Source organism: Pseudomonas gebzensis (assembly GCF_034427815.1).
In the GTDB taxonomy this organism is placed as follows: domain Bacteria; phylum Pseudomonadota; class Gammaproteobacteria; order Pseudomonadales; family Pseudomonadaceae; genus Aquipseudomonas.
In genome coordinates this window covers 298,610-313,052 of record NZ_JAXQNS010000001.1, presented here as the reverse complement: position 1 = coordinate 313,052, position 14,443 = coordinate 298,610, and the positions used below count along the sequence as shown (strand labels likewise).

Below are 14,443 nucleotides of genomic sequence, written 5' to 3'. Positions count from 1 at the left end.
GCACGCTGTTACATTAGCTATTTTTCTTTATTACTTTCTAGCCGACAACATTTTCGCCGCCGCGTCAATATTTAATCCACCCCTGACCACTAGCAAACTTTATTTAGAATAGGTTAAAATCCCGCCAATTTCTAAATTCGTTATTATCTTTCTCTGCATTTATATAGGACGTATCATGAGCCGCAAAGGCCTAATCTTAGCTGGTGGCTCCGGCACCCGCCTCCACCCCGCTACCCTCTCCGTCTCCAAACAGCTACTGCCTGTCTACGACAAGCCGATGATCTATTACCCGCTCAGCACCCTGCTGCTCGCCGGTATCCGTGACATCCTGATCATCTCTACGCCTCAAGACACCCCCCGCTTCCAGCAGCTTCTGGGGGACGGCAGCCACTGGGGTCTCAACCTCTCTTACGCCGTACAGCCCAGTCCAGACGGCCTTGCCCAGGCATTCACCATTGGTGCCGACTTCATTGGCAACCACCCTTCGGCTTTGGTCCTGGGCGACAACATTTTCTACGGCCATGACTTCCAGTCGCTGCTGCGCAATGCTAACGCGCGCGAAGAAGGCGCCTCGGTGTTTGCCTACCACGTGCAGGACCCTGAGCGGTATGGCGTTGCCGACTTCGATCAACACGGGCGTGTCCTGTCGCTGGAAGAAAAGCCCACCACTCCGAAATCCAACTATGCGGTCACTGGCCTGTACTTCTACGACAACCAAGTCGTCGACCTGGCACGCAGCCTGCGGCCCTCGGCACGGGGTGAGCTGGAAATCACCGATCTGAACATGCTCTACCTGCAACAGCAGAAGTTGCACGTCGAGATCATGGGCCGCGGCTACGCCTGGCTGGATACGGGTACTCACGACAGCCTCTTGGAGGCCGGCCAATACATCGCCACCCTCGAGCGCCGCCAAGGCCTCAAGGTCGCTTGCCCGGAAGAGATCTGCTATCGCGCCGGCTGGATTGATGCCGAACAGCTCGAGCGCTTGGCGCAGCCGCTGGTCAAGAATGGCTATGGCCAATACCTTCAAGGCATTTTGAAAGAGAAGGTGTTCTGATGCAGGCCGTTCGTTTAGCGATCCCCGAGGTCGTGCTACTCACCCCTAAGGTTTTTGGCGACGACCGCGGCTTCTTCTACGAAAGCTTCAATGCACGCGCCTTTGAAGCGGCCACGGGCCTGAACCCCGACTTCGTGCAGGACAACCACTCGCGCTCGTCCAAGCACGTCTTACGCGGCCTGCACTACCAGCTGCCGCCCCACGCCCAAGGCAAACTGGTGCGCGTTGTGCAGGGCGAAGTCTTCGATGTTGCTGTCGATATTCGTCGCTCCTCACCCACCTTCGGCCAATGGGTGGGCGCGCACCTCTCAGCAGCGAACCACAATCAACTGTGGATCCCGTCCGGCTTCGCCCACGGTTTCATCACCTTGAGCGAGACGGCCGAGTTCCTTTACAAGACCACCGATTTCTACTCCACGCACAGCGAGCGCTGTATCGCCTGGAACGATCCGCAGATCGGCATCGAATGGCCTGCTGAAGGCGCGCCGCTCTTGTCAGGCAAGGATCAACAGGGCTTGCCCCTCGCTGAAGCCGACGTGTTTGAGTGAGGCCATAGGTCGAATCGAGAAGCGCGCGCTTCTGCGCGCGTACGATCATTCTGTCAGCGATGTGCCAGGGTGTGGTACCGAGTGCCTATAGCTCGAATTCGCAAGACACCCGTCTTATGCCACCGCATCTCTACCATTGTGGAACAGACCGTTAGCGCCGTTGCCAAAGTGGCACACCAATCGGATATGCTTTTGCACAGCCTCTCTATGAACACGCCATACGCGCATGGACTGTCCAGGGCTTCTTCGTTCCCTGCCAGAACCTCAAGGTAGAAAACTCTCGTGAAGATCTTAGTAACAGGTGGTGCCGGCTTCATCGGCTCGGCAGTCGTCCGACACATCATCTCCAACACCTCGGACGCGGTCGTCAACGTCGACAAGCTCACCTACGCTGGCAATCTGGAGTCGCTGCAGTCGGTCGACCAGAACGACCGTTATGCCTTCGAGCACGTCGATATCTGTGACCGCGAAGCGCTGGACCGCGTGTTCCGCGAACACCAACCTGACGCCGTCATGCACCTGGCTGCCGAGTCGCACGTCGACCGCTCCATCAGCGGCCCGTCGGCGTTCATCCAGACCAACATCATCGGCACCTACGTGCTGCTCGAAGCAACGCGTAGTTACTGGAGCTCGCTGGACGAGCGGCGCAAGGCCGCCTTCCGCTTCCATCACATCTCCACCGACGAAGTCTATGGCGATCTGGAAGGCCCGGAAGATCTGTTCACCGAAACCACGCCCTACCAGCCAAGCTCGCCCTACTCCGCCAGCAAGGCCAGTTCGGACCACCTGGTGCGCGCCTGGGCACGTACCTACGGGCTGCCTACGCTGGTGACCAACTGCTCGAACAACTATGGCCCGTTCCACTTCCCCGAGAAGCTGATCCCACTGGTCATCCTCAACGCGCTGGAAGGTAAACCGCTGCCTATTTACGGCAAAGGTGACCAGATCCGCGACTGGCTGTATGTCGAAGACCACGCTCGCGCGCTCTATAAAGTGGTCACCGAAGGTGAAGTGGGCGAAACCTACAACATCGGCGGCCATAACGAGAAACAGAACATCGAGGTGGTACGAACCGTTTGCGCGCTGCTCGATGAGCTGCGGCCTGACTCGAAATTCCGTCCCCATGTCGAATTGCTGACCTACGTGCAGGATCGCCCAGGCCACGATCTGCGTTATGCAATCGATGCCAGCAAGATCCAGCGCGAGCTGGGCTGGGTGCCGGAAGAAACCTTTGAAACCGGTATTCGCAAGACCGTGCAATGGTACTTGGACAACGCTGAGTGGGTTGCCCACGTCAAGAGTGGCAGCTACCAGCAATGGATCGACAGCAACTATGCCAAGCGTGCGGACCAAGCATGAGAATCCTGCTGCTCGGTAAGAACGGCCAGGTCGGTTGGGAGCTGCAACGGGCGCTGAGCGTGCTGGGTGAAGTCGTGGCGCTCGATCGCCACCGTGCGGTGACAGACTACGGTGATCTGGCGGGTGATCTGTCAGACCTTGACGGGCTTCGGAATACCATCCGCGCAGTCTCGCCGCAGGTCATCGTCAACGCGGGCGCGTACACCGCCGTCGACAAGGCCGAAAGCGAGCGCGAACTGGCCCAGACCGTCAACGCGCTCGCCAGCCAGGTGATGGCCGAGGAAGCCAAGCGCCTCGATGCTTGGTTGGTTCACTACTCCACCGACTACGTTTTCGATGGTTCGGGCAGCAACTCGTGGAAGGAGACCGACCCAGTTTCGCCGGTCAACCACTACGGTGCGACCAAGCTCGAAGGCGAACGACTAATCCAGGCGTCGGGCTGCAAACATCTGATTTTCCGGACCAGCTGGGTGTATGCCGCGCGGGGTAACAACTTCGCCAAGACCATGCTGCGCCTGGCCAAGGATCGCCCCACCTTGAACATCATCGCTGATCAGGTAGGCGTGCCGACAGGGGCCGATCTGTTGGCGGATGTCGCGGTGGCCGCACTTCGAGAAGCCTGGTACAAGCCGGAGCTGAGCGGTATTTACCACTTGGCGCCGGCGGGCGAAACGACCTGGCACGGGTACGCCAGCTACGTTATTGAGTTTGCCCGGAAACATGGCGAAGCGCTTGCGGTCGAGGCCGTGAATCCAATCGCCACCACCGAGTATCCTACGCCGGCCAGGCGCCCGATGAATTCACGCTTGAATACTGCCAAGCTTTGTCAGTCGTTCACACTGCACTTGCCTGATTGGCAAAGTGGAGTAACCCGTATGCTCATGGAAGCTCTGGATAAATAAACCCACCCAGTCGTGATGGGGTCATTTAGGCGGGCTGTTCCGGAACGCGCCTGCATCCGGCCACGCTTTTCTTTTGAAAGCAGCTTTTGCCTGTTTATGACCATCCGACAATGTACCACCCACCTCGCACATGGCTGCTGGCGAGTATTCGCGACATCCTGATCATTTCCGGACTGGCTGAAGTGTTCGATTGATCCACTGGCGGGGCCAAGTCGTCACAGGCTAAGCCCCGTTAGCGATTGTCAGCTGCGCAGTTAAGCTGCGTGGCTTTTTGCTGATCAATGCCCTGACCACTATTGAGTGGAACATTTCCAACGTACGTCAGAATTAATCCCTTCCTTGTAGTCCATTTCCCAAAGATACTCTCGCTGCCTATTTTCCGTTGTGGCCACCCATGAAGCGATCTAGTCTCGGCCTGTCGTTGCCAAACAACGATCCGGCTTTGACAGGCTGTGACGGTACATAGGAATCAGCTCGTCCTTTATGGCGGCTGTACGTGCGGGCACGCTTGCGTGCGCCGGAACTTGCTATGTCCGCCGGTCTGTCAACCCACGTACAGCTGCCACCCAACTGTTTGATAGCAGGAGGGAGCCGCATCGACCAAAGGACATACGCAATGCTAAAAATTGTTCCTGACCCACCCCGCACTATTCATTCCCTCGAACACACCCTGACCCAAGCCACGGACTACGCGCTATGCGCCGCTACCGTCGCCCATCAGGCGCTGCTCCTAGAGCCCAAACCCCCGGCGTCGACCCTGATCATGGCTTCTCTGCATGAAATGGAGGCGCTGCGGGTCCTGCTCGAGTCGGCGCTGATACAGGTACAGCTGCAAAACGAAGCGGGAGCGTTCCACTGACGCACAGGTATGTGCTGGCTGGGCGGGCCCTTCGCGGGCACGCCCGCTCCCACATGCGGCACAGCAATGCTGGCAGCGAAACGATCAAGGGAGATTGAACAGTGACCACCGAACCTACCGGCTTCACCGCCGGCAAGACCAAGTTTTACCAAGGCAGGCAGCAGACTCAACCGCTGTTCTGTATCGAACCGGGCATACCTTGCGAACATGCGCGGGCGCAAGCGTCGGAACTGATGGGTTACGCGCAGGAGCTGACCATCAGTGGCTTGATGGGTGAAAACCCCAAGCTGGTATGGGCAGCGTATTACCTGGGCGCGCTGGCCAAGACCCTGATGGACGATGCAGAAGCTGGCATGGCGAATTAAGAGCATTATTGAATGAGCAGGGTGCTTGCTGCCCTGCCCTTGCCAAGACCGCCTTCGCTTTATAAGGGTTAATACTCGCTGGGCGCACAGATTCGTGTACTACATCGGTGCACGGCAGGTTAGCTGGCAGAGGCTTGCGCCTACCGCGACGCTCGGCTGGCGCTACGGTTGCCGCGTTTACAGCCAATGCAGCGGCCGGTTCGGGCAAAACCTCTCTAGCCTCGTTGAACACCGTCCATTGGGGCGAACCTGAGTCACCGACGTTCTGGGACGACGGTGCAAACAGACTGACGAACTGCAGGGCTGCGCCGTTTCCTGCAGCCCTGCTTCATTTACCGCCGTTCTCCTCATCCGCTCCAACAAAGCTCGAAGCCGCATTGACAGGGTCTTGCACGGGTGCAAGCATTTCCCCTCTTACCCGTCAGCGACTTCTCAAATGCCTGCTGCATCCCCATCGGCCGAACGGCTGTATACCCTGGATACCCTGCGCGGTCTCGCCGCGCTCAGTGTGGTGTTTTGGCACTGGCAGCACTTTTTCTACATCGGTGACAGCCCGGCAGCCTTCGAGAGTGCGCGCCAGCCCTTTTTCACCATGCTTACGCCGCTCTACCAATACGGAGGGCTGGCGGTACAGCTTTTCTTCTCGATCTCGGGGTTCGTGTTCTTCTGGCTGTTCGCCCAGCGTGTCGCTGCCGGAAGCATCAGCGTGCGCAGCTTCGTCGTCGACCGCTTCAGCCGCCTCTACCCTCTGCACCTGCTCACCTTCGGCGGGGTTGCCGGGCTACAGGGCATCTACTGCATAGTTCACGGCAGTGACTTCGTCTACCTCTACAACGACACGTACCATGCACTGCTAAACCTCCTGCTCGCGCCTGCCTGGGGTCTTGAAAAGGGTTGGTCGTACAATGCGCCCATCTGGTCGGTCTCTGTCGAAGTACTGCTGTATGCCCTTTTCTTCATCATTTGCCTGGCTGGCCGCTGGCGTTGGCTGCTGGCGGTCATTGCCTGTGGCGCAGGGCTGATGCTTTACCCAGGCAGCTACAAAGTCGGCAGCGGGTTGCTGTGCTTCTTTGCCGGAGGGCTTGCCTATGCCGTGCTGTGGCAGCTGCGACGCTGGGGCGGCTCAGGTTTTGCGTTGCTGATGTGTGGTTGCGTTACGGCGGGCGCATGGGCGTCGCAGCTATGGCTGCGCGATACCCTCGATGTCTATCTGGTGATGTGCCTGTGTTTCCCAGCCACCCTTACCCTGCTGGCAGCCGCCGGGCTGCACTGGCATGGGCTGCTGCGCAGTACCGGATGGATCGGCGATATCAGCTACTCCTCTTATCTGCTGCACTTTCCGTTGCAGATCGTGTTTGCGCTGGTTTTCGACCGTCTGGGTTTCGATCGTGAGGTTTTCTATCAGCCTTGGGTGATGCTGTCGTTCTTCACAGTGCTTGTTCCCATGAGCCTGGTCTGCCATCAGTGGGTGGAACGCCCGGCACAACGTTGGTTGCGCCACAGTCGCTTGGCCCGCGGCCGCCGGCCAGAGGGCCGCGCCGTCGTCTAACGCGGTTGTTCAACGAGCGACCGTCGTCAAAACCCGCGAATTTGGCCTTGCCTGCGTCGACGACGCCGTCTATAGCCCTTCTGTATGAGAGAGGGGCGAGCAGCTCATCCTTCTCCGAACGTACGACATTCTCTGGTATCCTCAGGAAATTTTTCGACAGGCTGCGCACCGCTCGCAGACCATAACCCGTACTTGGCTGGGCATGGGCCAACCAAGGCTCAGCAGTCTGGAATCGCTGTCCGGTGACGTACCCAATAGCTTCGGCAGAGCCTCTGTTCGGTCAGTCGTCGATCACACCCTCAGTTTTTCAGCAAGCTGCGTTCCCCATCTCTGATTGGGTTGAGGAATGGAGCTACAGCTACCGATGAAAAAAACCGTCAAACTGCAGAATTTGATTCGGCAGCCGTTCAGCAGGTGCTGAGCCACCTCGAGCTGAGCGAAGAACCAACGCACTGAAACGGCGTCTCATGGCGCTCCAGTACCTTAAGAAAGGAGATCACATGTTTGGATTATTGAGAGGGCTATTCAGCTATCGAAGCTTTATCGCCACCTCGATCCGCAATGAGTTCGTTTCGCGATTTTCGCGGAGTAGCCTTGGCGGGCTGTGGATGATCATCAACCCCTTGGCGAACGTGCTGATCTACGCGCTCATTCTGTCGAATGTGTTGGCTGCGAAGTTGCCTGGCATCGACAACAAATACGCGTATGCCCTGTACCTGATGGCAGGAACCCTGGCCTGGAGCCTGTTCTCCGAAATCGTCAATCGGTGCCTGACGCTATTCATCGAAAATGGCAACCTCATGAAGAAAATGAAGTTTCCCAGGATCACCCTGCCCTTTATCGTCTTGGGTTCGGCATTGCTCAACAATTTCCTACTGCTGCTTTCTGTTCTGGGCGTGTTCATTTGCCTCGGCCATTGGCCGACTTGGCAGATGCTCTGGGCGGTACCCCTGATCCTGATCGTAGCTGCGCTGGCGATGGGGCTCGGCCTGGTACTGGGTGTGCTGAACGTCTTCGTCAGGGACATCGGCCAAGTCGTGCCCATCGTGCTGCAAATTTTGTTCTGGTTCACGCCAATCGTGTATCCGATCACGATCATTCCTGAAGATCTGCAGTCGTTGATCGGCTACAACCCCATGCTGCCGCTGGTCAGCGCCTACCACGACGTATTCGTCTATGGACTGTCCCCCAACCTCATGGGGTTGACCAGTACCGTTGTCCTCACCCTGCTGCTGCTGGTATTGGGTCTTTATATTTTCCGCCGCGCGGCTCCTGAAATGGTGGATGCCCTATGACCCTGTTGAGCGCCAAAGACCTAGGCAAGGCTTACCGCACCTATCGGAGCGAATGGCAGCGTATCGCACGCTGGCTAGGCATCAGGATCGCCCCACGCGAAGAGCACTGGGTGCTTCAACACATTAATTTCGAGATCAACGCTGGCGAAGCGATTGGCATCGTTGGGCAGAACGGCGCAGGCAAATCGACCCTGCTGAAAATGCTGACTGGCACGCTGCAGCCCACCACTGGCGAAGTGCAGGTCAATGGGCGGATTGCGGCCATCCTAGAGCTCGGCATGGGCTTCAACCCCGAGCTGACTGGGCGCCAGAACGTCTATCATGCCGCCGGCCTGATGGGCTTCAATGCCCAGGAGATAGACGCGTTCATGCCTGAAGTCGAGGCATTCGCCGAGGTCGACGAGTACTTCGACCAGCCTGTACGGACCTACTCGAGTGGCATGCAGATGCGCGTGGCATTTGCCGTGGCCACGGCGCGACGCCCGGAGATTCTGATCGTCGATGAGGCGCTCTCGGTAGGCGACAGCTATTTCCAGCACAAAAGCTTCGACCGCATACGCGAATTTCAGGAGCAAGGCACAACCTTGCTGATCGTGTCTCACGACCGCAGCTCGATCCAGGCATTGTGCGATCGGGTGTTGTTGATCGAAGGCGGCACCGTGATCAAGGATGGTGCGCCTGAAGAGGTGATGGACTTCTACAATGCCATCATTGCTGAAAAAGAAAACGCGACCGTTCAAGTTCACACAATGGCCGACGGCACCGTGCAAACCCGATCAGGCTCAGGTGAGGCGACCATCGAAAGCCTGGCCCTCTACAATGAGCTCGACGCGCCGGTCGAATTCGTAAGCGTAGGGCAACCTGTAAACCTGAAGATCAAGGTCAAGGTGAACCAGGCAATACCCGAACTGGTAGTGGGCTACATGATCAAGGACCGTCTGGGTCAGCCCATCTACGGCACCAACACTCACCATCTGGGTAAAAAGATGGGGAGCCTGGCGCCTGGCGCCGAAATGGAATACAGCTTCATGTTCGAGGCCAACATCGGTGTGGGCTCTTATTCCATTGCAGTCGCCCTTCATACGGCAGACACCCATCTCAACGCCAATTACGAGTGGCGGGATCTCGCCCTCGTATTCAACGTCATCAATGCAGACAAGGTGCCCTTTGTGGGCTCGGCATGGATCCAGCCAACAGTGGAGTGCGCCCAATGAGCCAGTTCTACCGCGCTTTCGAGGATGAGCACCGCGGCTCACACGACACCATCAAGCAGCGCTTGCAGGTTTACCTGCCGTTCATCACGCCACTGCTGAAACTCTATCCTGAGTGTCGGGCCGTCGATGTGGGCTGTGGCCGTGGCGAATGGCTGGAGACGCTGATCGAAAACGGTTTCGATGCGACCGGCGTCGACCTGGACGAAGGCATGCTGGAGGCCTGTCAGGCCCGTTCGCTGCCTGCCGAGAAAGCAGAAGCCGTTGCCTACCTGCAGTCCCTGCCCGATGAAAGCCTGACCGTCCTGAGCGGTTTCCACATCGTCGAACACATTCCATTCGACGCGCTGAAGTCGTTGGTCAGCGAAGCGAACCGAGTGCTCAAGCCCGGCGGGCTGCTGATTCTCGAAACGCCGAATGCTGAAAACCTGATCGTCGGCACCCAGAATTTCTACCTGGACCCCACGCACGAACGCCCGATCCCGCACATGCTGCTGGAGTTTCTGGTCAATTTCAGCGGTTTCCAGCGCTCCAAGCTGATGCGTCTGCAAGAAAGCCCGAGGCTGGTCGATTCGCTTTCACCGACCCTGATGGAGGTGCTCGGTGGCGCCAGTCCCGATTATGCGATCGTCGCCCAGAAAGCGCCGGACGACGTCGACCTCTCGGCGTTCGACGCCGTGTTCGAGGGCAGCTACGGTCTGAGCCTGGCGGATCTGGCGCAGCGATACGAGGCGAGCCTGGCCACCAAGACCGAAGAACAGCGGCAGCGTTGGGACACCGACAATGCATCGGTCAGCCAGCGCCTGGATGCCCTCGAGTACGACAAGGCAGCCCTTCATAAACGTGCGGACTTCATCGAGAACGAAAACACGGTGCTGCACAACCGCGTGGATTTCGTCGAGCACGAGCATGCCGCGCTGCTCACTCAGCTGCATGATCTGAAAGCGTCCATGTCGGATCTGCAATTCGATGAGCTCAAGCTGGCCAACGACGCACTTCAACGCTCGCTGGACGAGTCGCTGAAAAATGCGCATCACTGGTACACCGAAGTGCTCGCTCACCAGCAGCACATCGCGACACTCGGCGATGCCAGCGCCTATCACCATCAGACGGTCAGCGCGCTGACGGAGCAGATCCAGCAGCTTCGCAAAAGTACCTCGTGGCGGGTGACAGCGCCAATGCGGCAGGGCGTCATCGTCACGAGAAAGCTGGTGTCCTCACCGGTACAGACGTCCAGACACCTCGCTCGCACCGCGCTGAAGAGGGTCCTGGACCAGCCAAGGCTTCGCACGCTCATCAAGAAGATCTTGGTTCGCCACCCCCCGACCTACGTCCGTCTGCAAAAGCTGGCGGCGCGTTTGCGTGCCGCACCGGCCGCTCCCTTCCACAACGTGGCCGCCGCAGCGCCCCAGACCTTCACGGCAGCCGAGCCCGGTCATGCGCCGGCAGCACCGGCCCACCTCTCCGAAAATGCCAAAGCGATCTACTTGCGGTTGAACAGAAACGAACCACGTAAGGATGTGAATTGATGCGTGTAGTCATTGACCTGCAGGGCGCCCAAGCCGAAAACAGACATCGGGGCATTGGGCGTTACGCGCTTTCCTTCACCAAGGCCTTCATCCAGAACGCTGGCGACATCGACGTGTTCGTCGTGCTCAATGGTCTGTTCGGCGAGTCGATCGACGCGATCCGCGAGGAGCTGCAGGGCGTTTTGCCTGAACGTCGGATCAGGGTCTGGACACCGTGCAGCAAGGTCAGCGCCTTGCCGGCCGAGCACCGATGGAGCACGCAAGCATCGGAACGGGTCAGGGAGGCCTTCATCGGCGAGCTGCATCCGGATCTGGTGCTGGTCACCAGCCTGTTCGAAGGCCTGGTGGACGACGCCGTGACCAGCATCAAGGCGCTGGACTCGACCGTGCCGACGGCAGCCATCGTGTATGACCTGATCCCGCACATCAATCCTGAGACCTACCTGAGTTCACCGCCGGTGCGGCAGTGGTACGAAGCGAAACTCAAGCACCTGCGACGCGCCGATCTGGTACTGGCCATTTCAAATTCGTCTCGCGCCGAGGTGATCGATCACCTCGGCTTCCTGCCCGAACGCGTGGTTAACATCTCGACGGCGATCGACACCGATCACTTCAAGCCCACGCCCGACGACCTGCAAGGCGCAGCGCTCAAGGCACGCCTGGGCATCGACCGCCCGTACATCATGTACACCGGCGGTATTGACCCCCGCAAGAACATCGAAGGGTTGATCAGCGCTTATGCCGCGCTCGATGCACCGCTGCGCCGCGCACACCAGTTGGTCATCGTCTGTAACATCCGCCTGGAGGATCGTTCGCGGCTCGAGGGCCTCGCCCTTGCCAACGGTTTGAAGAAAAGCGATGTCTGCTTTACCGGTTTCGTCAGTGAAGAAGACCTGCTCGCGCTCTACAACCTGTGCACGCTTTTCATCTTCCCGTCCTTGCACGAAGGCTTCGGCTTGCCTGCCTTGGAGGCGATGGCCTGCGGCAAGCCCGTGATCGGCTCGAACACTTCCAGCCTGCCCGAAGTCATCGGCAATGCCGAGGCGCTCTTCGACCCTTACCAGGTCACGTCCATCACGGCGAAACTGGCAGCTGTGCTCGGCGATCCAGCCTTGAGAACCCAGATGGCGTCGCTGGCGCTCGAGCAGGCGCGTCACTTCAGCTGGGACCAGACGGCGGTCACGGCCGTGCAGGCCGTTCACACGCTGCTCGGCGAACTCACTCGCCGCTCACATACCCTGCGGTCGACCAGACGCCCTCGCCTGGCGTACGTGTCCCCTCTTCCGCCGGCCCGCAGCGGCATCAGCGACTACAGCGCAGAGCTGCTTCCCGAGCTCGCCCAGTACTATGAGATCGATGCCATCGTGGCCCAGGAGTCGGTTTCCAGCTCGGATGCCGACATCAACTACGCCATTCGTTCGGTAGCGTGGTTCGAGGACAATGCGCACCGGTTCGACCGTGTCATCTACCACTTCGGCAACTCTTCCTTCCATGAGCACATGTTCAGGTTGCTGGAGAAGATTCCGGGAACGGTGGTGCTGCACGACTTCTTCTTGTCGGGTGTCGTGGCAGACATCGACGTCAACAAGGGGCAGCCAGGCTTCTGGACAGATGCCCTTTACCATAGCCACGGCTACAAGGCCATCGAGGAGCGTGTCAACGGCCTGGACAGCGCCGATGCGGTCTGGAAGTACCCGTGCAACCTGCGCGTGCTGCAACAGGCCGAGGGCGTCATCGTTCACTCGAACTATTCGATCCGCCTGACCCACGCCTGGTATGGCGAGCAGATCGGCCGCGATTGGAAAGAGATTCCGCTGCTGCGCACGCCACGATTCCCCAACGCGCGCAAACGTGCTGCGGCCCGGGCCAAGCTCGGGTTCGGGGAGGATGATTTCATCGTCTGCAGCTTCGGCTTGCTCGGCCCGTCCAAACTCAACGACCGCCTGCTCGATGCCTGGCTCGAGTCCGAGCTGTCGAAGGACGAGCGCTGCCACCTGATCTACGTCGGGCAGAACAACGAAGGCCTGTATGGCGAACGCCTGCTCAAGCGCATCAATGGCAGCCACTGCCGCAACCGCATCGCGATCACGGGCTGGACGGACACCGAGCTGTTCAAGGCCTATCTGGACATCGCGGACGCCGCCGTGCAGCTACGCGCGCTGTCGCGAGGCGAAACGTCGGCAGCGGTGCTGGACTGCTTGAACTACGGCATTCCCACGATCGTCAATGCCAACGGCAGCATGGCAGACATTCCCCAGGCCAGCCTCATCATGTTGCCCGACACGTTCGAGGATGGCGCGCTGTCTGAGGCGCTGAACCTGCTACGCAACGACGTCTCCGCGCGCGAACGATTGAGTGCACAGGCCCAACGCCTGATCCATACCGATCACGCACCCCGAGCCTGTGCAGCCCTGTACCGCGATGCGATCGAGGCCTTCCACGAAGACGCCACCCATTCCATAGCCGGGACGATCGAGGCGATCGCAGAGCTGGACAAGGCCTACTTCACATTCGAACACTCCGTCGCCCTTGCCCAGTCCATCGACGAGAGCCTCACGCCGCCGATGACGAAGCCGCAACTGCTGGTCGATATTTCCGAGCTGGTCAATCGGGATGCCAAAAGCGGTATCCAGCGGGTCGTTCGGAACATCCTGAGCATCTGGCTCTCGACGCCCCCTGCCGGCTATCGTGTCGAGCCTGTCTACGCGACCGACGACAGTGTAGGTTACCGATACGCTCGACACTTCACGCTGGGCTTCCTGAACTGCCCTCAGCATCTGCTGCAGGACGAGCCCGTGGTGGTGCGCGAAGGCGACCGCTTCATCGGTCTGGACCTGCAGCCTTCCATCGTGCCGAAACAGCGGCAGGCCCTCGCCGACATGCGACGCCGCGGTGTGAATGTGCAGTTCGTGGTGTATGACCTACTGTTGAAGAAGCTCTCGCACTGTTTCGTCGAAGGTGCAGCGGACGCGCTCGACCGCTGGCTGGACGTCGTTTCGCAGTCAGACGGCGTCGTCTGCATCTCCAAGGCGGTGGCCGACGAAATGGAAGAGTGGGTGGCCGAGCACCGGCCACCCAGCAAACGTCCATTCTCTATCTCTTGGTTCCATCTGGGCGCCGACATTGCGGCACCTGCGCAGTCCACGCCCGTCAACGTCATTCCAAAGCAGGTGCTCTCACAACTGCTGGCACGCCCTTCTCTGTTGATGGTAGGCACCCTCGAGCCGAGGAAAGGCCATACGCAGGTACTGGATGCGTTCGAGCTGCTTTGGGCGGATCAGAAGGACGCGAACCTGCTGATCGTCGGCAAGCAAGGATGGATGGTCGAATCACTCGTGCAGCGCTTGAGGAATCACCCTGAACAGGGCAAACGGCTCTTCTGGTTCGAAGGGATCGATGACGACTATCTATGCGGCCTGTACACCCAGGCCGACGCTCTGATCGCCGCCTCGCTCGGAGAAGGGTTCGGCTTGCCACTGATCGAAGCTGCGCAAGCCAACTTGCCACTGATCGTGAGAGACATTCCGGTATTCCGTGAGGTGGCAGGCGAGCATGCATTCTACTTCGAAGGCGAACAGCCAGAGGCGCTGTACGAGCAGCTCGTCACCTGGCTGACTCTACACCAGGAAGGCCGTCATCCGTCGTCCACTGCGATGCCATGGATCACTTGGGAGCAGAGTGCGCAGCAATTGTTTGCCGCGATCGAGGCAACAGGTAAGTAGCACTGAAACGGGCCTGCCCTTCCCCTTCCGGAAGGGCAGAGCTTGCT

The 14,443-nt window shown here is 59.1% G+C and carries 11 protein-coding genes and 1 pseudogene; all 12 read left to right on the top strand.

What is annotated here, in order from left to right:
* Positions 1–175: 175 nt before the first annotated feature.
* The 12 genes and pseudogenes from rfbA to SJI00_RS01395 all read left to right on the top strand — a co-directional run bounded on the left by rfbA (position 176) and on the right by SJI00_RS01395 (position 14,396).
* Positions 176–1,057, top strand: a complete 882-nt coding sequence (rfbA, locus tag SJI00_RS01450) for a glucose-1-phosphate thymidylyltransferase RfbA (protein ID WP_322459986.1) — start codon at positions 176–178, stop codon at positions 1,055–1,057.
* Positions 1,057–1,605 (top strand): dTDP-4-dehydrorhamnose 3,5-epimerase, encoded by a 549-nt coding sequence (rfbC, locus tag SJI00_RS01445; RefSeq protein ID WP_322459985.1) that lies wholly within the window; start codon positions 1,057–1,059, stop codon positions 1,603–1,605. The genes rfbA and rfbC overlap by 1 nt, the downstream gene beginning before the upstream one ends.
* Before the next feature lie 282 nt (positions 1,606–1,887).
* Positions 1,888–2,964 (top strand): dTDP-glucose 4,6-dehydratase, encoded by a 1,077-nt coding sequence (gene rfbB / locus SJI00_RS01440; protein WP_322459984.1) that lies wholly within the window; start codon positions 1,888–1,890, stop codon positions 2,962–2,964.
* Entirely contained in the window at positions 2,961–3,866 is a 906-nt protein-coding gene (rfbD, locus tag SJI00_RS01435) for a dTDP-4-dehydrorhamnose reductase (protein WP_322459983.1), read from the top strand. The genes rfbB and rfbD overlap by 4 nt, the downstream gene beginning before the upstream one ends.
* A 50-nt stretch (positions 3,867–3,916) precedes the next feature.
* Positions 3,917–4,036: pseudogene (locus tag SJI00_RS01430) on the top strand (glucose-1-phosphate thymidylyltransferase); the annotation flags it as partial.
* Positions 4,037–4,482: 446 nt separating this feature from the next.
* Positions 4,483–4,725 (top strand): hypothetical protein, encoded by a 243-nt coding sequence (locus SJI00_RS01425; RefSeq protein ID WP_322459982.1) that lies wholly within the window; start codon positions 4,483–4,485, stop codon positions 4,723–4,725.
* Positions 4,726–4,826: 101 nt separating this feature from the next.
* Positions 4,827–5,090 carry a DUF3077 domain-containing protein gene (locus tag SJI00_RS01420; RefSeq protein WP_322459981.1) on the top strand — a complete coding sequence of 88 codons (264 nt, stop codon included), beginning with the start codon at positions 4,827–4,829 and terminating at the stop codon, positions 5,088–5,090.
* 436 nt (positions 5,091–5,526) lie between these two features.
* Positions 5,527–6,639: an acyltransferase family protein gene (locus SJI00_RS01415; RefSeq protein ID WP_322459980.1), complete on the top strand. Its 1,113-nt coding sequence runs from the start codon at positions 5,527–5,529 to the stop codon at positions 6,637–6,639.
* Between the two features lie 500 nt (positions 6,640–7,139).
* Positions 7,140–7,934: an ABC transporter permease gene (locus SJI00_RS01410; protein ID WP_322459979.1), complete on the top strand. Its 795-nt coding sequence runs from the start codon at positions 7,140–7,142 to the stop codon at positions 7,932–7,934.
* On the top strand, positions 7,931–9,148 hold the full coding sequence (locus SJI00_RS01405; protein WP_322459978.1) for an ABC transporter ATP-binding protein: 1,218 nt from the start codon (positions 7,931–7,933) through the stop codon (positions 9,146–9,148). The genes SJI00_RS01410 and SJI00_RS01405 overlap by 4 nt, the downstream gene beginning before the upstream one ends.
* Positions 9,145–10,674, top strand: coding sequence for a class I SAM-dependent methyltransferase (locus tag SJI00_RS01400; RefSeq protein ID WP_322459977.1), 1,530 nt, complete (start codon positions 9,145–9,147; stop codon positions 10,672–10,674). The genes SJI00_RS01405 and SJI00_RS01400 overlap by 4 nt, the downstream gene beginning before the upstream one ends.
* Positions 10,674–14,396: a glycosyltransferase gene (locus SJI00_RS01395; protein ID WP_322460449.1), complete on the top strand. Its 3,723-nt coding sequence runs from the start codon at positions 10,674–10,676 to the stop codon at positions 14,394–14,396. The genes SJI00_RS01400 and SJI00_RS01395 overlap by 1 nt, the downstream gene beginning before the upstream one ends.
* The last annotated feature ends 47 nt before the right edge of the window (positions 14,397–14,443 follow it).